Source organism: Streptomyces sp. NPDC005533 (genome assembly GCF_042871845.1).
Lineage (GTDB): Bacteria > Actinomycetota > Actinomycetes > Streptomycetales > Streptomycetaceae > Streptomyces.
The window spans coordinates 19180-42874 of record NZ_JBIAJH010000042.1 but is presented as its reverse complement, the minus strand read 5'-3'; the positions used below and the strand labels follow the sequence as shown (position 1 = coordinate 42874).

Annotated in this window: 21 protein-coding genes; 16 read left to right on the top strand and 5 right to left on the bottom strand. The window is 72.7% G+C overall.

The genetic code is table 11. The features are described from left to right. Positions 1-10 precede the first annotated feature (10 nt). Complete coding sequence (locus ACFYP3_RS30415; RefSeq protein ID WP_388839414.1) at positions 11-1606, bottom strand: CocE/NonD family hydrolase; 1596 nt, start codon at positions 1604-1606, stop codon at positions 11-13. Between the two features lie 133 nt (positions 1607-1739). Continuing rightward, complete coding sequence (locus ACFYP3_RS30410) at positions 1740-2909, bottom strand: Ig-like domain-containing protein (RefSeq protein WP_388839461.1); 1170 nt, start codon at positions 2907-2909, stop codon at positions 1740-1742. Between the two features lie 253 nt (positions 2910-3162). Here ACFYP3_RS30410 and ACFYP3_RS30405 point away from each other — a divergent pair, with 253 nt between their 5' ends. From ACFYP3_RS30405 to ACFYP3_RS30380, 6 genes are read left to right on the top strand one after another with little or no spacing between them, the layout of a single operon-like run. Beyond that, positions 3163-4332, top strand: coding sequence for a lipid II:glycine glycyltransferase FemX (locus ACFYP3_RS30405; RefSeq protein ID WP_388839412.1), 1170 nt, complete (start codon positions 3163-3165; stop codon positions 4330-4332). Further along, positions 4257-6002, top strand: a complete 1746-nt coding sequence (gene murJ / locus ACFYP3_RS30400; RefSeq protein ID WP_388839409.1) for a murein biosynthesis integral membrane protein MurJ — start codon at positions 4257-4259, stop codon at positions 6000-6002. The genes ACFYP3_RS30405 and murJ overlap by 76 nt, the downstream gene beginning before the upstream one ends. 40 nt (positions 6003-6042) lie before the next feature. After that, a complete protein-coding gene (locus ACFYP3_RS30395) occupies positions 6043-6726 on the top strand; it encodes a response regulator (RefSeq protein WP_388839406.1) in 684 nt (227 codons plus the stop codon). Positions 6727-6732: 6 nt separating this feature from the next. Then, the gene (locus tag ACFYP3_RS30390) at positions 6733-8178 is read left to right on the top strand and encodes an ATP-binding protein (RefSeq protein WP_388839403.1); all 1446 of its coding nucleotides are present in this window, start codon (positions 6733-6735) and stop codon (positions 8176-8178) included. Further along, complete coding sequence (locus tag ACFYP3_RS30385; RefSeq protein ID WP_388839400.1) at positions 8175-8708, top strand: GerMN domain-containing protein; 534 nt, start codon at positions 8175-8177, stop codon at positions 8706-8708. Before ACFYP3_RS30390 ends, ACFYP3_RS30385 begins: the two co-directional genes overlap by 4 nt. A gap of 58 nt (positions 8709-8766) precedes the next feature. Then, positions 8767-10026: a cytochrome P450 gene (locus ACFYP3_RS30380; RefSeq protein WP_388839397.1), complete on the top strand. Its 1260-nt coding sequence runs from the start codon at positions 8767-8769 to the stop codon at positions 10024-10026. Here the strand turns inward: ACFYP3_RS30380 and ACFYP3_RS30375 are convergent. Beyond that, complete coding sequence (locus ACFYP3_RS30375; RefSeq protein WP_388839395.1) at positions 9986-10714, bottom strand: hypothetical protein; 729 nt, start codon at positions 10712-10714, stop codon at positions 9986-9988. The two genes, ACFYP3_RS30380 and ACFYP3_RS30375, sit on opposite strands and share 41 nt — an antisense overlap. 116 nt (positions 10715-10830) lie before the next feature. Here ACFYP3_RS30375 and ggt point away from each other — a divergent pair, with 116 nt between their 5' ends. Next, a complete protein-coding gene (ggt, locus tag ACFYP3_RS30370) occupies positions 10831-12636 on the top strand; it encodes a gamma-glutamyltransferase (protein WP_388839392.1) in 1806 nt (601 codons plus the stop codon). 3 nt (positions 12637-12639) lie between these two features. Here the strand turns inward: ggt and map are convergent, their stop codons facing one another. Then, positions 12640-13407, bottom strand: a complete 768-nt coding sequence (gene map / locus ACFYP3_RS30365; RefSeq protein ID WP_388839389.1) for a type I methionyl aminopeptidase — start codon at positions 13405-13407, stop codon at positions 12640-12642. A 64-nt stretch (positions 13408-13471) separates the two neighbouring features. Here map and ACFYP3_RS30360 point away from each other — a divergent pair, with 64 nt between their 5' ends. The 8 genes from ACFYP3_RS30360 to ACFYP3_RS30325 all read left to right on the top strand — a co-directional run bounded on the left by ACFYP3_RS30360 (position 13472) and on the right by ACFYP3_RS30325 (position 21170). Next, positions 13472-13723, top strand: coding sequence for a helix-turn-helix transcriptional regulator (locus ACFYP3_RS30360; protein WP_319734192.1), 252 nt, complete (start codon positions 13472-13474; stop codon positions 13721-13723). Positions 13724-13810: 87 nt separating this feature from the next. Then, complete coding sequence (locus ACFYP3_RS30355; protein WP_388839385.1) at positions 13811-14017, top strand: hypothetical protein; 207 nt, start codon at positions 13811-13813, stop codon at positions 14015-14017. A 9-nt stretch (positions 14018-14026) separates the two neighbouring features. After that, positions 14027-14407, top strand: a complete 381-nt coding sequence (locus ACFYP3_RS30350) for a PPOX class F420-dependent oxidoreductase (protein WP_388839382.1) — start codon at positions 14027-14029, stop codon at positions 14405-14407. A gap of 99 nt (positions 14408-14506) precedes the next feature. Next, on the top strand, positions 14507-16009 hold the full coding sequence (locus tag ACFYP3_RS30345) for a hypothetical protein (RefSeq protein ID WP_388839378.1): 1503 nt from the start codon (positions 14507-14509) through the stop codon (positions 16007-16009). Positions 16010-16604: 595 nt separating this feature from the next. Further along, positions 16605-17447 carry a nitrilase-related carbon-nitrogen hydrolase gene (locus ACFYP3_RS30340; protein ID WP_388839375.1) on the top strand — a complete coding sequence of 281 codons (843 nt, stop codon included), beginning with the start codon at positions 16605-16607 and terminating at the stop codon, positions 17445-17447. Next, positions 17444-18739: an aspartate aminotransferase family protein gene (locus tag ACFYP3_RS30335; RefSeq protein ID WP_388839373.1), complete on the top strand. Its 1296-nt coding sequence runs from the start codon at positions 17444-17446 to the stop codon at positions 18737-18739. Before ACFYP3_RS30340 ends, ACFYP3_RS30335 begins: the two co-directional genes overlap by 4 nt. 10 nt (positions 18740-18749) lie before the next feature. After that, on the top strand, positions 18750-20150 hold the full coding sequence (hydA, locus tag ACFYP3_RS30330) for a dihydropyrimidinase (protein ID WP_388839370.1): 1401 nt from the start codon (positions 18750-18752) through the stop codon (positions 20148-20150). A gap of 18 nt (positions 20151-20168) precedes the next feature. Then, complete coding sequence (locus ACFYP3_RS30325) at positions 20169-21170, top strand: TIGR03842 family LLM class F420-dependent oxidoreductase (RefSeq protein WP_388839368.1); 1002 nt, start codon at positions 20169-20171, stop codon at positions 21168-21170. 91 nt (positions 21171-21261) lie between these two features. Here ACFYP3_RS30325 and ACFYP3_RS30320 read toward each other — a convergent pair whose 3' ends face one another. Next, positions 21262-22674, bottom strand: coding sequence for an MFS transporter (locus tag ACFYP3_RS30320; protein ID WP_388839365.1), 1413 nt, complete (start codon positions 22672-22674; stop codon positions 21262-21264). A gap of 141 nt (positions 22675-22815) precedes the next feature. Here ACFYP3_RS30320 and ACFYP3_RS30315 point away from each other — a divergent pair, with 141 nt between their 5' ends. Beyond that, a complete protein-coding gene (locus ACFYP3_RS30315; protein ID WP_388839458.1) occupies positions 22816-23637 on the top strand; it encodes a helix-turn-helix transcriptional regulator in 822 nt (273 codons plus the stop codon). Positions 23638-23695: the final 58 nt, after the last annotated feature.

Here is a 23695-nt window from a genome sequence, read left to right as displayed (position 1 = left end):
CAGCCGCGGATCACCCCTCGCGCAGCGGGACCGAGACGTAGGACGGATCGGAGCGCGGCGAGGAGAAGGTCAGCTGCGCCCCGGTGGGGTTGTGCTCGATGTAGAGCGGGTCGACGGTGTCGACGACGAGGGCGAGCCGGTGGCCCGCGGGCACGTCGTACGCGGTGGAGAAGAGGTCCAGGTCCACCCCGAACGCCCGGCCCGGCGTACGGTCGTGGAAGGTGTACGGGGCGTTGCTGACGAGCTTGCCGATGCCGAGCGGGCCGACGTCGTAGAGGTACGCGACGAAGGTGCCGTCGGCCTTGGTCGGGGTGACGGTGGTGTGCAGGGCCGCGGTGCCGCGGACCCGGCGCGGGCTGTCGTAGCGCTCCGACTGCCAGACGGCGGCGAAGGCGCGGGGGAGCAGCGGGATCGAGGCCGTCGGGGGCGCCTTGACGAACTGGTCGAGGATGCTGGAGAGGAAGATGATCCCGCCGTTGGCGCCGGAGTCGACATTGGCGAAGAGGTGCTCGCTGTCGGAGAGCGCGAGTCTCTCGGTGCCGCCCGAGCCGACCGACTTCCAGTCGGCGTAGCCCTCGTATCCGTCGTCGCTCCGGGACTTGATCTGTACCGGGGCCTCGCTGTCGACGCCGTTGCGCTCGCCCTTGAGGTAGCGGTCGAACCAGCGGTGGGCGTTGGTCCAGGTGTCGTTGGGCAGGCCGAGCAGGCCGGTGCCCTCGGCGGTGGCGTGGTCCCCGGGCCGGAACTCCAGGCGCTTGGGGCCGGTCAGCCGCTCGTAGAACTTCGCGTACTGGTTGGGCGGGAAGATGGTGTCGCCCCAGGCGTTGCCGAGCATGACCGCGGCGCCGTTGGCGTTGATCCGGTCCACCTGCTCGGCGGCCGAACGCTTCCTGCCCCACTCGATCATCTGCTGCTCCCGGTCCAGCCGGGAGCCGAGGAAGTCGCCCAGGATCGACTGGAGTTCGGGGCCGGGGCGGCCGGTCAGGTAACCCGCGGCGCCGAGCATCCCGGCGGCCTGGAGGTGCTGGGTGCGGCCGGAGTAGATGGACTCGATGAGGTCGGCCCAGCCGCTCATCGCGACCACGGCCTTGACGCGCGGGTCGTGTGCGGAGGCCAGCAGGCTGATGCCGGCGCCGTACGAGACCCCGCCGAGGCCGATGTGGTCCGCGTCGGCGGGGGAGTTGGCCAGCGCCCAGTCGATGACGGCGCTGACGTCGGCGATGTCCGGCGGGCCGGCCACCTCGATCTGGCCGCCGGAGAGCCAGAAGCCGCGGGAGGTGTAACTGACCACGACGTAGCCGGAGTCGGCGAGCTTCCTCGCCTGGGCGATGTATTCGATCTGGGGCATGCCCCAGCTGGTGGGCAGCACGATCAGCGGGTACTTCCGGCCGCTCACCGCCCCGGCCGGGGTGAAGACGTTGCCCTTGAGGGTGATGCCGCCGGAGCCGGGGATGTCGTGGAAACGCACCTCCGGCGAGGCCGCCCGGGTATTGGCGGCGGCAGCCGCGGCGGGGGCGGGAGCCGCCTGGGCCTGGTGGGGGGCCAGGCCCAGGGTGGCTGCCGCCAGCAGGGCCGCCACGGCTGCGGCGGTGCTGGTGCGTTCCATCGATCGCTCCTCGCGTGCACCGGGGGTCTTGAAAGTGACCCGACGGTAACGGGAGGGGCTTACCGAAGGTAACCCGTCGGTAAGTTACGTGGTGGTAACAATTGAACGAGAGTCAGTTCGGCGAGCTCGCAGGTCAGCCGTTCTGCGGGGTGCCGGACACGGCGCTCTTCGCCTTCCACTGGTCCCAGGACAGGTTCCACTCGCCGTAGCCGTTGCCGATCTCGGCCTGGCCCTTGGACCCTTCGCCGACCACCTCGAACAGGTCGCCGACCTGGGACTGTCCGAAGAACTCCTTGGCGTCGGCGTCGCTCATGCCCACACAGCCGGAACTGCTGTTGGCGCGGCCGAAGTTGCCGGAGTTCCACGGGGCGGCGTGCGCGTACATGCCCGACCAGGTCAGACGCATCGAGTAATCGACCATCTTGTCGTAGGCGTTGTCCAGGCCCACCGTCTGGGAGTCCATCCGGATGGTGCCCTCCTTCGTCATGATCACCATCTTCCCGGACCAGGAGGCCTTCTTGCCGCCGGGAGTGCCGGCCGATATCGGCACCGTCTTGAGCGCCTGACCGTCCTGGGTCACCGACATCTTCTTGGTGTCGAGGCTGACCTGGACCCGGCGATCCTTGCCGATCTTGAACTCGGTGTTGTAGTCCCGGGCGAACAGACCGCCGCCCTTGCCGGAGTCCACACCGTTCAGGCGCATCTCGACCTTCACGTCCGTGCCGGACTTCCAGTAGTCCTTCGGCCGCCAGTCGACGCGGTCCTTGCCGTCGTAGTCCTTCAGCCAGCCCCAGGAGCCCTCGGTGTTGTCCGAGGCGGTGACCTTGAGCTGCTTCTCGACCTCGGCCTTGTTCGCCACCGGGTTGTCGAAGACGAGGGACACGGGCATGGCGATGCCCACCGTGCTGCCCTTGGATATGTTGATCGAGACCTTGTTCACCTTGTCGGCGGCGCTGGTCTTGAACGACGTGGCGGCGGTCTGGCTGTCGGTGTTCTGCGCCTCCACCTTGTACTCCGCGGCGGGCGGGGCGTTGCGCTCCGACGTCCAGTTCTTCCCGTCGTCGGATATCTTCCCCGGCAGTTCCGCGCCCTTGGCGTCGGTCACCTTCACCTGCGCCAGCTTGCCCTCGGCGACGGTCACCGTCACCGGCTCGCCCGCCTTGACCTGATCGCCCGTGAGGTTCACCGAGACCGCCATGGGTGCCTTCGGCTTCAGCTCTGCGTTGCCGGTCCCACCGCTCCCGCCCTCGCTTCCGCCCGAGCAGGCGGTGAGCGCGGCGGCCAGAAGTGCGGTACCCGCCATGGCGGTGCGGCGTGTGCGGCTCAACGTAAACCCCTCCCAAGAATCAACCGTTCGCACACCTAGATGCGAACGGAACGACTCTAGGTTGCGCAATCCGCCGAAAATGTCGTCCTTTCGCTTGTGACATGGACCGCAGCAAAACGGTCACCGTCCCGTCACAATCGCCGCGCCGTCCGGTCATGGCCGGCTGTGAGAGTCCTGTGCATCCCGATCCCCGCCGCCCGCCCCGGACGTACAGGAAGGCAGAACAGCCATGTGTGCACTGCTCGTGACCCCAGCCCAGCAGTACCGCGACCAGGACCGGGAGTTGACCGTGCGCACCCTGTCCGACGTCGAATACCAGGCGTTCCTTTCCCGGCACGGACGGGCCAGCTTCCTCCAGTACCCGTCGTGGGCCGCGGTAAAGGACCTCTGGCGGTCGGAAAAGGTCGGATGGCACTACCCCGGCGGCGAAATAGAGGGCGCCGGTCTCGTTCTCTACCGGCAATTCCCCGGCACCCGGAAATACTTCGCCTACCTTCCCGAGGGTCCCGTCGCGGACTGGTCCGACCCGCGCATCGACCGCTGGCTGAACCCCCTCATGCGCCACATGCGTTCCGCCGGCGCCTTCGCCGTCCGCATCGGCCCCACCCCCGCCTACCGCCACTGGGACGCGGCCACCGTCAAGGCCGGGGCCGGGACCGGCCGGCAGCTGTCCGACGTGCTCGCCACCGAGGTCGACCCGGTGGGCGCCGCCCTCGCCGACAGGCTGCGCACCCGCGGCTGGAAGCGGTGCGGCGGTGAGGACGACGGCGACGCCCAGCCCCGCCACGTCTTCCGCGTGCCGCTGGCCGGCCGCTCCCTGGACGACCTGTGGTCGGGCCTGAACCAGGAGTGGCGGCGCAACGTGCGCAAGGCCGCGAAGGCCGGGGTCGAGACGGTCCTCGGCACCTCCGCCGACCTGCCCGAGTTCTACCGGCTGTTGCGCGTCACCGAGGAGCGCGACGGCTTCCGGCTCGGCCGCTCCCTCGCCTACTACGAGCAGCAGTACCGGGTCCTGAACGCCGAGCAGCCCGGCCGCATGCGCCTCTACCTGGGCATCCACCAGGGCGAGATCCTCGCCGCCCACACGCTGATCGTCGCCGGCAAGCGCGTCTGGTACCAGACCGGCGCCTCCGCCGACCACCGGCGCGAGGTGCGTCCCAGCAACGCCCTGCAGTGGCGCATGATGTGCGACGCGCACGCCCTCGGCGCGGAGAAGTACGACATGCGCGGGGTACCCTCCACCCTTGACCCCGACGAACGTTCTTTCGGGCTGCTGCGCTGGAAGCTCGGCACCGGCGGGCAGGTCGTCGAAACGCTCGGCGAATGGGAGACCCCGATGGACGGAGTCGCCAACACGGCGCTCCACAAGGCGTTCCAGGCCTACCTGGCGCGCCGGTGACGACCACCGACACCCGGCACACCGCCGCCGCCGCCGCGGCCGGCGGCGGCCCGGCACCGGGCAAGACCTCGGTGCTGCGCAGCGGCGCGCTCATGGCGGCCGGTTCGGTCGTCTCCCGCGCCACCGGCTTCGTCCGCTCCGCCGTCGTCGTCGCCGCGCTGGGCGTCGGCATGCTCGGCGACGGCTACGCCGTGGCCAACACGGTCCCGAACATCATCTACATGCTGCTCGTCGGCGGCGCGCTCAACGCCGTCTTCGTACCCGAGCTGGTCCGGGCCGCCAAGGAACACGAGGACGGCGGCGAGGCCTACACCGACCGCCTGCTGACCGCCTGCACGGCGGCGCTCGTGGCGCTCACCGCCGTGGCCGTCCTCGCCGCCCCGCTGATCATCTCGACGTACACCGACTACAGCGGGGCCCAGGAGAGCACCACCGTCGCGCTCGCCCGCTACTGCCTGCCGCAGATCCTCTTCTACGGGCTCTTCACCCTGCTCGGCCAGGTGCTGAACGCCCGCGGCCGGTTCGGCGCGATGATGTGGACCCCGGTCCTCAACAACGTCGTGATCATCGCCGTCTTCGGGCTCTTCCTCTACGTCTCCCACGACGCGGCGGACGGCCTCACCGCCGCCGAGACGCGCCTGCTGGGCCTCGGCACCACCGCCGGCATCGTCGTCCAGGCCCTCGCCCTCGTCCCCTCGCTGCGCGCCGCCCGCTTCCGCTGGCGCCCCCGCTTCGACTGGCGCGGCAGCGGCCTCGGCCGCCCCCTGCGCAACGCGGGCTGGCTGGTCATGCTCGTCCTCACCAACCAGATCGCCTACTGGGTCGTCACCCGGCTCTCCACCACCGCCGGCGTCCAGGCCGACCTGGCGGGCCTCCCGGGCGCCGGGTACGCCGCCTACAGCAACGCCTACCAGCTGTGGATCGTCCCGCAGGGCATCATCACCGTCTCCCTCGTGACCGCCCTGATGCCCCGGATGAGCGCGGCCGCCAACGACGGCGAACTCGCCACCCTGCGCGGTGACATCTCCTACGCCCTGCGCTCCAGCGCCGCCCTCGTCGTCCCCGCCGCAGCGCTCTTCGCCGCCCTCGCCCCCTGGGTCATGGGCAGCGTCTTCGAGTACGGCCGCACCGACGCCGCCGGCATCGAGGTCATGGCCGGCATGCTCGTCGCCTTCGCCCCCGGCCTGGTCGCCTTCTCCGCGCAGTACGTGCTCTCGCGCGGCTTCTACGCCCTCTCCGACACTCGGACCCCCTTCTTCCTGAACCTGGTCATCGCCGCGCTGAACGCCGGGCTGTCCGCCGCCGCCTACTTCCTGCTGTCCCCCCGCTGGGCGGTCACCGGCATGGCCGCGGCCTCCTCCCTCGCCTTCCTCGCGGGCGCCACCGTCACCGCGTACACCCTTTCCCGCCGGCTCGGCCCGCGCACGGGCACCCGTACCGAGCGGCGCGCCACGGCCGTACGGACCCACCTGCGGCTCCTGGTCGCCTGCGTCCCGGGGGCCGCCGCGGCGTACGCCGCCGCCCGGGCCGCCGAAGGCCTCGGCGATTTCGCGGCGGTCGGTGCGGGAACCGCGGCCCTCGCTCTCGTCGTCGTCCTCCTCGCCGGGCCGTTGCGCCTGACGGAGATCACCGACCTGCTGGACTCCCTGCGGCGAAAGGTCGGCCGATAGCGGGAGGAAGCGCAACACACCGGCTTGGCATACTGACCGGATGCCACGTGTACTGCTGATCGAGGACGACCCGTCCATCCGGGAGGGCGTGGGCCTGGGCCTGCGCCGTCGCGGTCACGAAGTGAGCTCCGCCGAGACCGGTGAGGAGGGGCTCGCCCTGATGGCCGGCTTCCGCCCGGAACTCGTCCTCCTCGACCTGATGCTGCCCGGCATGAACGGGGTGCAGGTCTGCCACCGCATCCGCGAGAACAGCGAGGTGCCGATCATCATGCTCACCGCGCGCGGCGACGACTTCGACATAGTCATCGGCCTGGAGGCCGGCGCCGACGACTACATAGTGAAACCCGCCCGCACCGAGGTCATCGAAGCCCGCATCAAGGCCGTACTGCGCCGGCTCAGCGACCCCGTGGGCACCCGCAACGAGATCGCCGTCCACGGCGAACTCGCCATCGACCGCGCCGGGCTGACCGTCGCCAAGAACGGCGAGCGCGTCGCCCTCGCCCCCAGCGAGATCAAGCTGCTGCTGCACCTGTCGGCCTCGCCCGAGCAGGTCTTCTCCCGCCAGCAGCTCCTCGAATACGTCTGGGACCACAGCTACCACGCCGACTCCCGGCTCGTGGACGCCTGCGTCCGCCGACTGCGCCACAAGATCGAGGACCCCGCCGGCAGCCCCCGCTACATACAGACCGTGCGCGGCTTCGGCTACCGCTTCGGTCCGCTGTAGGCCGCGGTGCGACGCATAGCGCCGCTCGGGCTGCGCACCCGGCTGATCGCGGCCTTCCTGCTGGTCGCCGCGATCAGCGCGGTGACCACCGCCGCCCTGACCTACCAGCAGGCGCGCAACGCCATCCTCAAGCAGACCCAGGACACCGCGGTCAACACCCTGCGCGACCAGGTCGAGCAGCAGGAGATCCGCCTGCCCCTCACCCAGCCGGAGCTCCAGCGCATCGTCACCGAGCTCGGCAAGCGCGGCAAACCCCACCCGTGGATCGTCTTCGGGGAGTACGGCGGCCTGCGCGTCTCCACCAACCCGGGCACCCCCACCTCCACCGTCATCACCGACAGCCTGCGCGAGAGGGTCCGCAACAACCAGTACGCGGCCTTCCAGCGCGCCGAGGACCAGCGCGGCAACCCGTGGCTCACCATCGGCGTCCCCGCCCTCTTCGAGCACAACGGCTACACCGAGTCCACCGGGGCCGTCTTCTACGCCAGCGTCCCGCTCTCCACCGAGAAGCAGACCGTCGAAGCCATGGTCCAGGCCGCCCAGCAGGGCGCCGTCCCCGGGCTGGCCATCGCCATCATCCCCGCGCTGCTGGCCGCCCGCAGCGTGCTGCGCCCGGTCCGCGACATGCGCCGGGCCGCCCAGCACCTCGGCCGCGGCCGCCTCGACACCCGCATCGAGGTCCGCGGAGCCGACGAACTCGCCGGACTCGCCCGCACCTTCAACGAGACCGCCCGCGCCCTGGAGCAGTCCGTGCGCGAACTGCAGGACGCGGAGACCCGCGCCCGCCGCTTCGCCTCCGACGTCTCCCACGAACTGCGCACCCCGCTCGCCGGGATGCTCGCCGTGACCGAGGTCCTCGACGAGGACGCCTCGCGCCTCGACCCAGACACCGCCAAGGCCCTGCGCCTGGTCAGCGCCGAGACCGGGAAACTCGCCGTCCTCGTCGAGGACCTGATGGAGATCTCCCGCTTCGACGCCCGCGCCGCCGAGCTCAACCTCGACGACGTGGACATCGCCGAAGCCGTCCGCAAGACCCTCGAACGACGCCACTGGGACGACGAGCGCGTCGTCACCCGGCTGCCGGAACGGGTGCGCGCCCGCCTCGACCCCCGCCGCTTCGACGTGGTCCTCGCCAACCTCGTGGGCAACGCCCTGCGGCACGGCGAAGCCCCCGTACGGATCACCGTACGGACCGCACCGGGCGCGGACGGCGAACGGCTGCTCATCGACGTCGCCGACAGCGGACTCGGCATCGCCCCCGAGGTGCTGCCCCACATCTTCGACCGCTTCTTCAAGGCCGACGCGGCCCGCACCCGCTCCGCGGGCAGCGGCCTCGGACTCGCCATCTCCCTGGAGAACGTCCGCCTGCACGGCGGCACCCTGCGGGCGGGCAACGGGCCCACCGGGGGAGCGCTCTTCACCCTCGACATGCCGCTGGAGGCCCGCACATGAGAGGGCGCAAGACGAGAGCCCGGACCACGGCGGCCACGGCCGCGCTGGCGGCCTGCGCCCTGCTGCTCACCGGATGCGGCATCAAACGCACCGGGGTGATCGAGAGCGGCCACGCCGCCACCGTCAAGGTCCCCAACGGCAAGAACGCCGCCGTCCTCTACTACGTCTCCCAGGGGGGCGACCGGCTCGTACCGGTCCCGTTCCTGATCAACCCCGAATACACCCTCGCGCCCGTGCCGCTCGTGCGGCTGCTGCTGAACGGCCTCACCCCGCCCGCCCAGGAGGCCGGCCTCACCACGGCGCTGCCCCGGATGCCCGACGGGCAGGAGCAGGCGGTGACGGTGACCGCGTACGTGCCGGGCAAGGGGCTGACGGTCCACGTGCCGTTCGCCGTGGGCAGCCTTTCGGAGCTGGCCCGCAACCAGTTGGTGTGCACCCTCGGCACCTCCGCCGTGCCGGACGTCGTCACCCAGGTCACCCTGCACGGCACCGACACCGTCCTCCCCGCCGCCGACTGCCCCCTGCGCTGACGGGCGCGGCCGGCCGCACCTCTTGCGGGCAGGGCCGCGCACCCGTCACGGTGGCCCCATGGATCACGCCGCGGACGTCCCGGACGTCTTCGACCCCCGGATCTACGCCGAGGGCATCCCGCACGACAGCTACCGGCTGCTGCGCGAGCACCATCCGGTGGCCTGGCAGCCGGAGCCGGAGGTCCAGGGCTGGCCGGCGGGCCCCGGGTTCTGGGCCGTCACCCGGCACGCCGACGTCGTCCGCGTGCTGCGCGACCACCGGACGTACTCCTCCCGCCTCGGGGCCACCCAGATCCGCGACCCCGACCCGGCCGACCTGCCGTTCCTGCGGCGCACCATGCTCAACCAGGACCCGCCGGAGCACGGCGGGCTGCGCCGGCTCGTCTCCCGCGCCTTCACCCCGGCCCGCGTCGACGCCTTCGCCGGCCGGGTACGGGAACGCGCCCGCGCCCTGCTGGCCGGCGCGCGGGACGCCGCCGAGGACGGCGCCGCCGACGTCGTGCGCACCGTCACCGACGAATACGCGCTGCTGAACCTCACCGACCTGCTGGGCGTCCCGGCGGCCGACCGCGCCCTGCTGCTGGAGTGGACCGTACGGATCATCGGCTACCAGGACCCCGAGGACGCCCCGGCGCCCGTGCCCGGCCCGGACGGCAGACCCCTCAACCCGCGCTCCCCGGCGCTGCTCGGCGAGATGTTCGCGTACGCCCGCGAACTGGCCGCCCACAAGCGCGCGCACCCCGGCGACGACCTGATGACCGCCCTCGCCGGGGCCGGACTCGAAACGGCCGAACTGGAGATGTTCTTCTTCCTGCTGACCGTCGCCGGCAACGACACCGTGCGCAGCGCCGCCCCCGGCGGCCTGCTCGCACTGGCCCACGCCCCGGACGCCTACCGGCGGCTCGCCGCCGGACGGGTCCCCGTGGACCGGGCCGTCGACGAACTCCTGCGCGTCCACCCGCCGGTGCTCAGCTTCCGCCGCACCGCCGCCGTCGACACCGAACTGGCCGGTCGGCCGGTCCGGGCCGGGGACAAGGTGGTGGTCTTCCACGCCTCCGCCAACCACGACGAGCGGGTCTTCACCGACCCCGGCCGCCTCGACCTCGGCCGGACGCCCAATCCGCACGTCTCCTTCGGGGACGGCCCGCACGTCTGCCTCGGCGCCCACTTCGCCCGGCTCCAGCTGCGCGTCCTCTACGAGGAGTGGTGCGCGGCCATGCCGGTGCCGGAACTCGCGGGCCCGCCCAGGCGGTTGGTGTCGAACTTCATCAACGGCATCACGCGGCTGCCGGTTCGGGTGTCCGGGCCGGCCCGGTGACGTCCGCCACCAGCTCCGTGACGTCGGGCCCGTACGCATCGGAGTTGATCACCTTCAGCACGAGGCAGAACGACCCCTTGCCGTACTTGCGGGCCAGCCGCTCGTGGTGCCTGGCCAGGTAACGGGCCGCGGCCTGGTTGCTGATGGCGGTCTGCCCCGACAGCAGGAACACCGGCCGGCTGCCCTGCTCCGTGGTCAGCCGCGCCAGCAGGACGTGCTCGACCTCGCCCTTCACCCAGCGGTACGCCTCCCCGCCGATCCGGATGGCCCCGCGGTCCGGATGCCCCGACGCGAGCCCGACGTCGGTCCGCACCCCCGGCAGCATGGAGGCCAGGTGCGCGGTCGTCCGTGCGTTGGAGGCCGGCCCGCCCACACAGAACTCGGCGCGCTCTCCGAAGCCCTGGCGGGCCCCGTCCTGGGTGACGATCTGCACCGTCGCCCCACAGTCCTTGATCAGGGAGGAGATCTCCAGCAGGGCGAAGGCGTCGTTGCGGTGCAGGGACGAATCGGTGCCGCCCATCTGCCGGTTGACCACGAACAGGCAGTCGGAGCCGGTCGGCAGGCCGAAGAAGGCCTGCTTGCGGCGGAGCGCGCGCCGCCAGAGGTAGGTGCGGGCGAACCAGCCGAGCCCGCCGCTGAGAGCGGTGGCTATCACCCCGAGCAGGATGTTGCGCACGTCGTCGTTCATGCGCGGGATGCTAGCGCCGTGACCGCCGCACCGGGACACCCGGCCGCCGCAAGGCGCCCTGACGGGCCGGGGGACTCGGCGCTAGGCTCGGCGCCACGCTGCCACTGGAGGTCCGGATGCACCGTCCCGTCGCCCGCACGTTACCGCTGCTGGCCGTCGTCGCCGCACTCGTCTCGACCGGCGCCGCACCGCCGTCCGCCGCCGGGTCCCCGGCCCCGCCGGCGAAGGTCCCGGTCGCCGCGGGCTACGGCGGGGCCGTCGCGAGTGTCGACGCCGACGCCTCGGCGGTGGGGATCGACGTCCTGCGCTCCGGCGGCAACGCCGTGGACGCCGCCGTCGCCACCGCCGCCGCGCTCGGGGTCACCGAGCCCTACTCGGCGGGCATCGGCGGAGGCGGCTACCTCGTCTACTACGACGCCAAGTCCCGCCGCGTGCACACCATCGACGGCCGTGAGACCGCGCCCGCCTCGGCCGGCGAGACCCTCTTCCAGGAGAACGGCGTCCCCATCCCCTTCGCCGAGGGCCAGACCAGCGGCCTCGGCGTCGGCGTCCCCGGCACCCCCGCCACCTGGGCGAGCGCCCTCGACGCGTGGGGCACCCGCCCGCTGCGCCAACTCCTCAGGCCCGCCGAGAAACTGGCCCGCGACGGCTTCACCGTGGACAGCACGTTCCGCGCCCAGACCGAGCTCAACGAGGCCCGCTTCCGGGACTTCCCGGACACCTCGAAGCTCTTCCTGCCCGGCGGCGCCCTGCCGGTGGTCGGCTCCACCTTCAAGAACCCGGACCTGGCCGCCACCTACGCCGAACTGGCCCGCAAGGGCACGGGCGCGCTCTACCGCGGCCCCCTCGCCGACGAGATCGTCCGAGCCGTCCGCAAGCCCCCTGTGGACCCGGCGGCGACGCGGATCGTCCGCTCCGGCGACCTGACCACCGGTGACCTGCGCGCGTACGCCACCAAGCGGCAGGACCCGACCCGGGTGGGATACCGCGGCCTGGACGTCTACGGCATGGCGCCCTCCTCCTCCGGCGGCACCACCGTCGGCGAGGCCCTCAACATCCTGGAGCGCACCGACCTCGCGAAGCTCTCCGAGACGCAGTACCTGCACCGGTTCATCGAGGCCTCGCGGATCTCCTTCGCCGACCGCGGCCGCTGGGTCGGCGACCCAGCCGCCACGAGCGTGCCGACGCGCGAACTCCTCTCGCAGCGCTTCGCCGACTCGCGCGCCTGCCTGATCACGCCGGACCGTACGCTGACCAGCCCGCTCGCCCCCGGTGACCCGCGCAGCCCGGTGCCGTGCGCCAGCACCGGGCAGGCCGCCCCGACCACGTACGAAGGGGAGAACACCACGCACCTGACGGTCGCCGACCGCTGGGGGAACGTGGTGTCCTACACCCTGACCATCGAGTCCACCGGCGGCAGCGCGATCACCGTGCCGGGCCGCGGATTCCTGCTGAACAACGAGCTCACCGACTTCTCCTTCGCCCCGGCGGCGCCCGGGGTCCCGGACCCGAACCTGCCCGGCCCGGGCAAGCGGCCGCGCTCCTCCATGTCCCCGACGATCGTGCTGGAGGACGGCCGGCCGGTGCTCGCCGTGGGTTCGCCGGGCGGCGCCACCATCATCACCACCGTCCTGCAGACCCTCATCGGACACCTGGACCGGGGCCTGCCGCTGGTCGACGCGATCGCCGCGCCGCGCGCCAGCCAGCGCAACCAGACCACCACCGAGCTGGAGCCGGGCCTGTGGAACAGCCCGCTGCGCGCCTCGCTGGAGGCGCTCGGCCAGGGCTTCAGGCAGAACCCGGAGATCGGCGCCGCCACCGGTGTCCAGCGCCTGCCCGACGGCCGCTGGCTGGCGGCGGCCGAGACCAGCCGCCGCGGCGGCGGCTCGGCCATGGTGGTCCACCCGCACGGCAAGCCGTAGCGCTCAGAGGGCGGTGAGGACCCTCGGGCCCCCGGCGGTGATCGCGACCGTGTGCTCCGCGTGCGCGGCGCGGCTGCCGTCGACGGTGCGCAGGGTCCAGCCGTCAGCGTCGCAGCGGTAGTCGTCCGTACCGCCCGCGATCAGCATCGGCTCGATGGCGAGGACCATGCCGGGACGCAGCTTCATGCCGCGTCCCGGCGGGCCCTCGTTGGGCACGCCGGGGTCCTCGTGCATGGCGCGGCCGATGCCGTGGCCGCCGAAGCCGTCCGGGACGCCGTACCCGGCGGCGCGGCAGACCGTGCCGACGGCGTGGGCGATGTCCCCGATCCTGTTGCCGGGCACGGCGGCGGCGATCCCGGCCGCGAGGGCCGCCTCGGAGGTCTCGATCAGTCGCAGGTCGGCCGGGCGGGCCCGGCCGACGGTGAAGCTCACCGCCGCGTCCCCCACCCAGCCGCGGAGCTTCGCCCCGCAGTCGATGCTGACCAGGTCGCCGTCGCGCAGCCGGTACCCGTCGGGGATGCCGTGCACGATCGCGTCGTTGACCGAGGCGCACACCACGCCGGGGAAGGGCACCGGTGCGAACCGCGGCCGGTAGCCCAGGAAGGGCGAGGTCGCGCCCTCCTCCTCCAGCACCCCGCGGGCCACCCGGTCCAGGTCCAGCAGGGTCATCCCGACGCGCGCCGCCTCCCGTACGGCGGCCAGGGCGCGGCCGACCACCCGGCCCGCGGCGCGCATCTCGTCGATCTCCCGGTCCGTCTTCAGTTCCACCATGCCAATAACTATACCGGTATAACAATGACGGGATAGTTATTGGCTGCCGGGGTAGGATGACCGCATGGTCCGTACCCCTCTCACCCCCGAAGAGCGCGAGCGCGGCGAGCGGCTCGGCGCCCTGTTGCGCGAGGCGCGCGGCGGCCGCAGCATGGTCGAGGTCGCCGCCGGCGCGGGGCTCTCCGCCGAGACCCTCCGCAAGATCGAGACCGGCCGGGCGCCCACCCCCGCCTTCTTCACGGTCGCCGCGCTGGCCGGCGCGCTCGGCCTCTCGCTGGACGACCTGCTGACGCGCTGCGCCGCCGTGCCCGCCTGACGTCGGACCGGTCCGTCCGGGCGGGCGCACGGGCCGAACGGCCCAATCGGCGGTGGGGGGACGGGGGTGCGGGGCAAGCGTGAAGGCGTGTCAGCCACGAACGCATCCCAGCGACTCGGTCTCGGAATCCTCGGCGCCCTCCTCGCGGGCGGCCTGCTGCTCGCCGCGTGCACCGCCCCCGACGGCCCGGCACCCGCCGACGAGGAGGGCCGCGCCCCCTCGAAGACGGCCCGCGGTCCTGCCGCGGCGAACGGAAGGACGCCCCCGCCCCCACCGGACGGCCCCCGGGGCTAGGGTCGCGTCATGGATCTCGAGGAACTCGGCAGAGCGCGCTACATCAGTCTCACCACCTACCGCAAGGACGGCACGCCCGTCGCGACGCCGGTCTGGGCGGTGGCCGACGGCGGCGAGCTGTACGTGTGGACGCGGACCGAAACGTGGAAGGTCAAGCGCATCCGCAACAACGGGCGGGTCACCGTCACCGCGTGCGACGTGCGCGGGCGCGTCCGCGAGGGGGCGCCGGTGCGCGAGGGCGAGGCCCGGCTGCTCGACGAGGCGGGGCTGCGGCGGGTGCGGAAGCTGATGTCGCGCAAGTACACGTGGCAGTACTGGCTGGTGGACGTGCCCGCCACCCTGGCGCGGCGCGGGAAGCGTCCGCACACCGCGATCGCCGTCAAGCTTTGAGACTCCCGTAGCCCGCCCGTAACACGGGTGGGATCCAATGCGGTCATGGAGACCGCGACTTCACTGGCGATCAGTCAACTCTCGGGATACTTGCGGGGGTTGACCCAGAGGTTGGATCCCGGGGCAGGCTGGTACGGGGAGTTCCTGCGCCGGGATCCGGAGGGCATGCGGGCTTGCCTGGAGGGGGCCGCGATGCCGCCGTGGGACGTGGTGGAGTCCCTGCTGAGGGACCTGGCGGGGGCGCGGGGCGCGGAGTCCGCGGCGCGGGAGACCGTATACGCGGCGCGGCTGCGGGCGGCGGCCGTCACCGTGTGGGACCGGCTGCCGGGCGGCGAGGAAGAGCTGCGGACCCTGCTCGCGGCGTCCGCGGCCCTGCGGGCCGACTCGGAGACGGCCCTGCGGAACCTGACGGCGCGGCTCTCCGTCTGCGCCGACCCGGCGGAGAGGGACGCCCTGACCCGCGAACTCTCCTGGACCCAGGACGACGTGGCCCGCGCCGCGGCCCGCCACGAGGACCTGGTCGCGCGCCTGACGGCCCTGCGGCCCGACCGCCCGGAACCCGCCGCCCCGCTGCCCGGCGTCCCCCGCCAACGGCCCGTGCCCGCCGAGCGGCCGCACCACCCGGCCGCCTGGTCCGAGGCGCCGGGCGTCCGGTCCGGAGCGCCGGGCGAACGGTTCGATCCGCCGGGCGGGCAGGCGGCCCCGGCGCCCGGCGGAGCCGACGCGACGGGCGGGCACGGGACCGTGGGACGGGCCGAGGGGCGGTGGCTGCGCGGAGGACGGCGTGCCGGGGGTGCCCGCTACGCCGGGTCCGCGGCCCCCGAGGTGCCGGCCTTCACCCCGCCTCCCGGACAGCCGGCCGACACGGGGGCGCCGGAGCCCGCCGGCCCGGGGGAGGAGCCCGGCCTGCCCGCCCCGCGCGGAGCACGCTTCGGGCCGCAGCAGGGGCCGTTGCCCCGTGGCGCCCGGTTCGGCCGGCCCCGGCCGGAGCCCGTGACGCCACCCCACCGGGCGGCTCCGGCGGCGGGCGGCGGGGCCGTGGGCGGCGAGGCCGCGCCCCACTCGACGTCCGCCGTGGCCGGGACCGTGGGGGCCGTCGCCGAGGAACTGCTCGCGCTGCGCGCTCAGGGCCGCAGCGGGGAGGCGCACGTGCTGCTCTGCGAGGCCGCCGCCGGGCCCGCCGAGCGGCTGCCGGGGCTGGCCGCCGAGCTGGGCCGCGTCGGGCTCGCGGCCGACTGGGCCACTTTGCTGTGGGAGGCGGGCTCGCTCCCGCCCGCGCGGCTCGCGGCGGCCGCCGCGGCTCTCGGCGAGGCCGGCCGGGAGGCCGACTGCGACGCCCTGCTGCGCCAGGGCGTCGCCCGACCCGCCGCCGAGGTCGCGGACGCCGCGCTCGCCCTCGGCGAAGCCGGCCGCACCCGTGAGGCCGACGCCCTCCTCGGCGCCTTCGTCCGGGTCCGCACCGCCGAGGAGGCGGCCGGGCTGGCCCGCCGCGACCCCCAGTGGTTCGCCCCACGCCTGCTCCAGGCGGCCCGCGCCCTCCCCGGCTCCCACCACCGCGACCTCGCCCACGCCCTGCGGGTGGCCGGGCTGGGGACGGGGTGAGGCGGTCACCCGCCGGTCGGCTGCGCCGCTTGGGCGGGGTCGGGGTGCGCGGGCCCTTTGGCTGCGCCGCTCGGGCGGGGTCGGCGGGGTGGGGCCGGTTGGGGTGGGGGCGGGCGCGCGCCGGGGTGTCTCCTCGGGCGCCGAACGTGTCGGGAGGTCGGACAGCTCGGCGGCAGTGCGTTCGGCACCCTGCGGGGATCACCCCGACACACACCCACCCCCACCCCACCCGACCCGGCTGATCCGCCTCCACTCTCCAGTGCTGACGCACCATCCAGCCTGGCCGCACCACTCCGGCTCCGCCGCACCAATCCAGCCCCTCCGGCGTTTGAGGAGCGGGGTGCGGGGCGGAGCCCCGGTTTTTGAGCCGCACCGTGCGGCTGCGCGGCTCGGCTCGGACGGGGTGCGGTCCGACAAGCTTCCCCTAACCCGCCCGTCTGCTGACCGCAATCGACCGCGGGGGGACGTAACCTGATCGACTACTCCAACAGCGCACGGCGGTCTTGCCCCACGCTGTGACGGGGCCTACGTTCTACTCCCTACGGACATCATCTACGTGCGTAGAACTCGGCGTTCCCGTCGCGAGGAGCAGCTCATGGCCCAAGTCGTCCGCGCCGCGCTGGTCCAGGCCACCTGGACCGGAGACACCGAATCGATGATCGCCAAACACGAGGAGCACGCCCGCCGGGCCGCCGCCCAGGGGGCGAAGATCATCGGCTTCCAGGAGGTGTTCAACGCCCCCTACTTCTGCCAGGTCCAGGAGCCCGAGCACTACCGCTGGGCCGAGGCCGTCCCCGACGGCCCCACCGTCCGCCGCATGCAGGAGCTCGCCCGCGAGACCGGCATGGTCATCGTCGTCCCGGTCTTCGAGCTGGAGAGCGAGGGCTTCTACTACAACACCGCCGCCGTCATCGACGCCGACGGCAGCTACCTGGGCAAGTACCGCAAGCACCACATCCCCCAGGTCAAGGGCTTCTGGGAGAAGTACTACTTCCGCCCGGGCAACCTCGGCTGGCCGGTCTTCGACACCGCCGTCGGGAAGGTCGGCGTCTACATCTGCTACGACCGCCACTTCCCCGAGGGCTGGCGCGCCCTGGGGCTGGCCGGGGCCCAGCTGGTCTACAACCCCTCCGCCACCCACCGGGGCCTGTCCTCCTACCTGTGGCAGCTGGAACAGCCCGCGTCCGCCGTCGCCAACGAGTACTTCGTCGCCGCGATCAACCGCGTCGGCCAGGAGGAGTACGGCGACAACGACTTCTACGGCACCAGCTACTTCGTCGACCCGCGCGGCCGGTTCGTCGGCGAGGTCGCCAGCGACAAGGAGGAGGAACTCCTCGTCCGTGACCTGGACTTCGACCTGATCAAGGAGGTCCGCGACCAGTGGGCCTTCTACCGGGACCGCCGCCCCGACGCCTACGGAGGGCTCGTACAGCCGTGACCGACCCCACCCCGCTCCACAGCCGCCACCGCACCGTCCTGCCCGACTGGCTCGCGCTCTACTACAAGCACCCCATCGAGCTCACGCACGGCGAGGGCCGGCACGTCTGGGACGCCGACGGCAACCGCTACCTCGACTTCTTCGGCGGCATCCTCACCACGATGACCGCCCACGCCCTGCCCGAGGTCACCAAGGCCGTCTCCGAACAGGCAGGGAGGCTCATCCACTCCTCCACCCTGTACCTGAACCGGCCGATGATCGAGCTGGCCGAGCGGGTCGCCGCCCTGTCCGGCATCCCCGACGCCCGGGTCTTCTTCACCACCTCCGGCACCGAGGCCAACGACACCGCCCTGCTGCTCGCGACGACGTACCGCCGCTCCAACCAGATCCTGGCGATGCGCAACAGCTACCACGGACGGTCCTTCTCCACGGTCTCCATCACCGGCAACCGCGGCTGGTCCCCGACCAGCCTTTCGCCGCTCCAGACGTACTACGTCCAGGGCGCGGTCCGCACCCGCGGCCCCCTCGCCCACCTGGACGACGCCGCCTTCACCGCGGCCGCCGTCGCGGACCTGGAGGACGTGCTCGGCCAGGCCCGCGGGGGAGTGGCGGCCCTCATCGCCGAGCCGATCCAGGGCGTCGGCGGTTTCACCTCCCCGCCCGACGGCCTGTACGGGGCCTTCCGCGAGGTGCTGGACCGCCACGGCATCCTGTGGATCAGCGACGAGGTGCAGACCGGCTGGGGCCGTACCGGCGAGCACTTCTGGGGCTGGCAGGCGCACGCCCAGAACGGGCCGCCCGACATCCTCACCTTCGCCAAGGGCATCGGCAACGGCATGTCCATCGGAGGCGTCGTCGCCCGCGCCGAGGTGATGAACTGCATCGACTCCAACTCCATCTCCACCTTCGGAGGTTCCCCGGTCACCATGGCGGCCGGCGTCGCGAACCTCGCGTACCTGCTGGAGCACGACCTCCAGGGCAACGCCCGCCGCGTCGGCGGCCTGCTCCTGGACCGGCTCCGCGCCGTCGCCGCGCACGCACCCGCCGTACGGGAGGTCCGCGGCCGGGGCCTGATGGCCGGGCTGGAGCTGACGAAGCCGGGGACCGACGAGGCCGACCCGGACGCCGCCGCCGCCGTCCTGGAGGCGGCCCGCGAACGCGGCCTGCTGCTCGGCAAGGGCGGCGGGTACAACACCAGCGTGCTGCGCATCGCGCCGCCCCTGTCCCTCACCGTCTCCGAGGCGGAAGAGGGCGCCGAGATCCTCGAACAGGCCTTGCGCAGCATCGAGTAGGGGGACTCCCATGAGCATCCGCACCCTGATCCGCGGCGGCCTCGTCATCACCGCCGCCGACAAACTGCACGCGGACGTCCTGATCGAGGACGGCCGCGTGGCGGCCCTCGCCGCACACGGCTCGGCGGCCGCCGAGCCGTGGACGGCCGACCGCACGATCGACGCGAGCGGGAAGTACGTGATCCCGGGCGGGGTCGACGCCCACACCCACATGGAACTCCCCTTCGGCGGCACCTCCGCCTCGGACACCTTCGAGACCGGGACCCGGGCCGCCGCCTGGGGCGGCACCACCACCATCGTCGACTTCGCCGTGCAGAGCGTGGGCCACTCCCTGCGCGAGGGACTCGACACCTGGTACGCCAAGGCCGACGGCAACTGCGCCGTCGACTACGCCTTCCACATGATCCTCTCGGACGTCAACGAGGGCACCCTGAAGGAGATGGACCTCCTCGTCGGGGAGGGCGTCACCTCCTTCAAGCTGTTCATGGCCTACCCCGGCGTCTTCTACAGCGACGACGGGCAGATCCTGCGCGCCATGCAGCGGGGCGCCTCCAACGGCGGGCTGATCATGATGCACGCCGAGAACGGCATCGCGATCGACGTCCTCGTCGAACAGGCCCTGGCGCGCGGGGAGACCGACCCCCGCCACCACGGCGAGGTCCGCAAGGTGCTCCTGGAAGCCGAGGCGACCCACCGGGCGATCCAGCTCGCCCGGGTCGCCGGCGCGCCGCTGTACGTGGTCCACGTCTCGGCGGAGGAAGCGGTGGCCGAGCTGGCCGCCGCCCGCGACAAGGGACTGCCCGTCTTCGGGGAGACCTGCCCGCAGTACCTGTTCCTGTCCACCGACAACCTCGCCGAGCCGGACTTCCAGGGCGCCAAGTACGTCTGCTCCACGCCGCTGCGGCCGCGGGAGCACCAGGCGGCGCTGTGGCGGGGGCTGCGGACCAACGACCTCCAGGTGGTCTCCACCGACCACTGCCCCTTCTGCTTCCGCGGCCAGAAGGAGCTCGGCCGCGGCGACTTCTCCAAGATCCCCAACGGGCTGCCCGGCGTGGAGAACCGGATGGACCTCCTCCACCAGGCCGTCCTGGACGGGCACATCAGCCGCCGCCGCTGGATCGAGATCGCCTGCGCGACCCCGGCCCGGATGTTCGGCCTCTACCCCCAGAAGGGCACCATCGCGCCGGGCTCCGACGCCGACATCGTCCTCTACGATCCGCACGCCGAGCAGGTCATCTCCGCCGAGACGCACCACATGAACGTGGACTACTCGGCGTACGAGGGCAAGCGGATCACCGGACGCGTCGACACCGTGCTGTCGCGCGGCGAACTCGTCATCGACCAGCGCGAATTCACCGGCCGGGCCGGCCACGGGGCCTTCATCCCCCGCTCCACCTGCCAGTACCTGTAAGCGTCAAGGAGCCGCCCCATGGACTTCGGCCTCGTCCTGCAAACCGACCCGCCCGCCTCGCAGGTCATCAGCCTCATGCGCCGCGCCGAGCGCAACGGCTTCCGCTACGGCTGGACCTTCGACTCCGCGGTGCTGTGGCAGGAGCCGTTCGTCATCTACAGCCAGATCCTGGAACACACCCGCAAGCTGCACGTGGGCCCGATGGTCACCAACCCGGGCACCCGCACCTGGGAGGTCACCGCCTCCACCTTCGCCACCCTCAACGACATGTTCGGCAACCGCACCGTCTGCGGGATCGGCCGCGGCGACTCGGCGATGCGGGTCGCCGGACGCAAACCCAACACCCTGGCCCGCCTCGGCGAGGCCATCGACGTCATCCGGGACCTCGCCGAGGGCCGCGAGGCGCTGGTCGACGGCAACCCGGTCCGGCTGCCGTGGGTCCGCGAGGGCAGGCTGCCGGTGTGGATGGCGGCGTACGGGCCGAAGGCCCTGGCCCTCGCCGGGCAGAAGGCGGACGGGTTCATCCTCCAGCTCGCCGACCCGTACCTCACCGAGTGGATGGTGAAGTCGGTCCGTGAGGCCGCCGCCGAGGCCGGCCGCGATCCGGCGGACATCACCATCTGCGTGGCGGCCCCCGCGTACGTGAGCGAGGACCTCGCGCACGCCCGCGACCAGTGCCGCTGGTTCGGTGGAATGGTCGGCAACCACGTCGCCGACCTCGTCACCCGCTACGGCGAGCACTCCTCGATGGTGCCCGACGAGCTCACCGAGTACATCAAGGCCCGCCAGGGCTACGACTACAGCCACCACGGCCGCGCCGGGAACCCGTCCGCGGACTTCGTCCCCGACGAGATCGTCGACCGCTTCTGCCTCCTGGGCCCGGCCGAGGCCCACATCGAGAAGCTCCGCGTCCTGCGCGACCTCGGCGTCGACCAGTTCGCCGTCTACGACATGCACGACGCGCGCGAGGCCACGATCGACGCGTACGGCCAGTACGTCATCCCGGTGCTGCGGGACTGACACCCCGCCGCGTCCCCGAACCGTCCCCGGGCGGTCCCCGGTCCGGCCCCGGTGACGGGCCGGACCGGGGACCGCCCGGGGCGGCCGGCGCTCAGGCCTTGCGGCGGCCGAGGCCGAGGCCCACCAGGAGGGCCGCCGCGATCACGATCGCCGCGTCGACCGCGAGGACCGTGCGCACCCCGTCGAAGAGCGAGGCCTGCGTGGTGGCCAGCACACCGAGCAGCGGGATGCCGATGGTGATGCCGACCTGCTGGGTGGTGGTGACCAGGCCGGTCGCCAGGCCCTGCTCCTCGTCGGGCACGCCGCTCGTCACCACCACTCCGTAGGAGACGATCGCGCCGAGGTGGCACATGCTGGCCAGCGAGACGGCCGCGGTCGCCAGCAGGGCGCCCGACCCCGTGCCCACGCCGAGCAGGGCGACGCCCAGCAGGCCCTGGCCGAGCAGCGAGCCGACCAGGGTGCGGCGGGCACCGAAGCGGCCGATGACCTTCGAGGCGTACGAACCGGCGAGGACGGACGCGAGGCCCTGGACGCCGAAGACCAGACCCGTACGGAAGGACGACAGCTCCAGGGTCTCCTGGAGGTAGAGGGTCAGCACGAAGACGACCGTCGACATCATCGAGAACGTCACCAGGCCACCGATGTTGCCCCACGCGATCGTGCGACGCTTCAGCATCGGCAGCGACACCAGCGGGGCCGGCGACCTCGACTCCACCGCCACGAACGCGGTGAGCAGGACGAGTCCGGCCACCAGCGTGCCCCGGACGTCCGCGTCGCCGAAACCGCGCTCGGCCGCCGTCGTCAGGGCGTAGATCAGCGCGAGCAGTCCGCCGGTGACGGTGACGGCGCCGGGCACGTCCAGGCGCGGCCGCTCGGCGGTACGCGATTCCGGCAGCAGGCCCGGGGCGAGGGCCAGGACGACCACCGACGCGACCGCGAGCAGGCCCATCGTGGAGCGCCAGCCCAGGGTGTCGGTCATCACGCCGCCGAGGACCATGCCGACGGTGAAGCCGAGGGACAGCAGGGTGCCGGAGATGCCCAGCGCCTTGTCGCGCAGCGGACCCTCGGGGAACGTCGTGGTCAGCAGGGACATGCCGGTGGGCACGATGACCGCCGCGCCCAGCCCCTGCAGGGCCCGCCCGGTCAGGAAGGACGCCGGGTCCCAGGCGAGGGTCGCGAGGACGGAGGCCGCGCCGAACAGCGCGAGGCCGATGAGGAACAGCTTCTTGCGGCCGTACAGGTCGGCGATCCGGCCGAACAGGAGGAGGAAGCCGCCGGAGGGCAGCGCGAACGCGGTGACCGCCCACTGGAGGGCGGACCGGCCGAGGCCCAGGTCCTCGCCGAGCACCGGCAGGGCCACGTTCAGGACGGAGAAGTCGAGCGCCACCATGAACTGGGCGGCGCAGAGGACGAAGAGGACCAGCCGGGCCCGGCCGGAGAGCCGGGTGTCTTCGGGGGTCGCCGGGCGCGGCCCGGTGGTCGTGGGATGTGTGTCGATCGCCATGGCCACCACCTTCGTGGCCGGGGAATGTCCGTGCAGAGTGGGAACTTATCCTGTTGGCGGCACCACCAGGCAGCCGAACAGGGGGATTTCGTGGCCACAGCGACCGATGAGCACCGCCGGACGGAACTGCGCGAGTTCCTGATGACCAGGCGCGCGCGGATCACCCCGGCCGAGGCCGGCCTGCCGGACGGCGGGGCCCGCCGACGCACCCCGGGCCTGCGCCGCGAAGAGGTGGCCGTGCTCGCCGGGGTCGGCGTCTCCTGGTACCAGTGGCTCGAACAGGGCCGCGACATCACGGTGTCCTCGCAGGTCCTGGACGCGGTGGGCCGGGTGCTGAAGCTGAGCAGCGCCGAGCGCCGGCACCTGTACGTGCTCGCCGGACTCAACCCGCCGGCCCTGGAAGTCGCCCCCGACGACCAGGGCATGTGCGACGGCCTGAAGCGGCTCATCGAGGCCTGGATGCCGTTCCCCGCGCACATCATGGACGTGTACTGGAACACCGTGGCGTACAACGACGCGGCCGCGCTGGTGTTCGGGATGCGCCCGGAGATCGTGCAGAACTGCCTGGTCGCCTTCTTCACCGACCCCATCTACCGGTCCCGCGCGGCGCAGTGGGAGCAGATCGCCTGCATGGTGGTGGCCCAGTACCGGGCGGCCTGCTCCGAGAACCCCCACGACGAGGGCTTCCGGGCCGTGATCGAGGAGGCGCGGGAGCTCAGCCCGGAGTTCGCCGAGCTGTGGGACCGCGGTGACGTGCGGCCCGGCGGCCAGGTGGAGAAGCAGATCGACCATCCGGTCGCCGGCGCGCTCCACGTGGAGTCGACGCAGCTGCGCGTGCCGGCCCGCCCCGACCTGGCGATCGTGCTCCACACCCCGTTGCCCGGCACGGGCACGGCCGAGAGGCTGGAGTGGCTGGCCTCGCCCGAGGGCCGGCGGGCCTGCATGTTCCCGCTCGCCGGCTGAATCCCGGAGGGGCCGGCCCGCGCAGGGGCCCGGGGGCGGTTCACCCGCCGGCCACCCG

What these genes read in the sequence shown, in the direction of transcription:
- ACFYP3_RS30415 (WP_388839414.1), bottom strand. Translation starts at nt 1,606, where the DNA reads ATGGAACGCACCAGCACCGCCGCAGCCGTGGCGGCCCTGCTGGCGGCA.
- ACFYP3_RS30410 (WP_388839461.1), bottom strand. Translation starts at nt 2,909, where the DNA reads ATGGCGGGTACCGCACTTCTGGCCGCCGCGCTCACCGCCTGCTCGGGC.
- ACFYP3_RS30405 (WP_388839412.1), top strand. Translation starts at nt 3,163, where the DNA reads ATGTGTGCACTGCTCGTGACCCCAGCCCAGCAGTACCGCGACCAGGAC.
- murJ (WP_388839409.1), top strand. Translation starts at nt 4,257, where the DNA reads ATGGGAGACCCCGATGGACGGAGTCGCCAACACGGCGCTCCACAAGGC.
- ACFYP3_RS30395 (WP_388839406.1), top strand. Translation starts at nt 6,043, where the DNA reads ATGCCACGTGTACTGCTGATCGAGGACGACCCGTCCATCCGGGAGGGC.
- ACFYP3_RS30385 (WP_388839400.1), top strand. Translation starts at nt 8,175, where the DNA reads ATGAGAGGGCGCAAGACGAGAGCCCGGACCACGGCGGCCACGGCCGCG.
- ACFYP3_RS30380 (WP_388839397.1), top strand. Translation starts at nt 8,767, where the DNA reads ATGGATCACGCCGCGGACGTCCCGGACGTCTTCGACCCCCGGATCTAC.
- ACFYP3_RS30375 (WP_388839395.1), bottom strand. Translation starts at nt 10,714, where the DNA reads ATGAACGACGACGTGCGCAACATCCTGCTCGGGGTGATAGCCACCGCT.
- ggt (WP_388839392.1), top strand. Translation starts at nt 10,831, where the DNA reads ATGCACCGTCCCGTCGCCCGCACGTTACCGCTGCTGGCCGTCGTCGCC.
- map (WP_388839389.1), bottom strand. Translation starts at nt 13,407, where the DNA reads ATGGTGGAACTGAAGACGGACCGGGAGATCGACGAGATGCGCGCCGCG.
- ACFYP3_RS30360 (WP_319734192.1), top strand. Translation starts at nt 13,472, where the DNA reads ATGGTCCGTACCCCTCTCACCCCCGAAGAGCGCGAGCGCGGCGAGCGG.
- ACFYP3_RS30350 (WP_388839382.1), top strand. Translation starts at nt 14,027, where the DNA reads ATGGATCTCGAGGAACTCGGCAGAGCGCGCTACATCAGTCTCACCACC.
- ACFYP3_RS30340 (WP_388839375.1), top strand. Translation starts at nt 16,605, where the DNA reads ATGGCCCAAGTCGTCCGCGCCGCGCTGGTCCAGGCCACCTGGACCGGA.
- hydA (WP_388839370.1), top strand. Translation starts at nt 18,750, where the DNA reads ATGAGCATCCGCACCCTGATCCGCGGCGGCCTCGTCATCACCGCCGCC.
- ACFYP3_RS30325 (WP_388839368.1), top strand. Translation starts at nt 20,169, where the DNA reads ATGGACTTCGGCCTCGTCCTGCAAACCGACCCGCCCGCCTCGCAGGTC.
- ACFYP3_RS30320 (WP_388839365.1), bottom strand. Translation starts at nt 22,674, where the DNA reads ATGGCGATCGACACACATCCCACGACCACCGGGCCGCGCCCGGCGACC.
- ACFYP3_RS30315 (WP_388839458.1), top strand. Translation starts at nt 22,816, where the DNA reads ATGACCAGGCGCGCGCGGATCACCCCGGCCGAGGCCGGCCTGCCGGAC.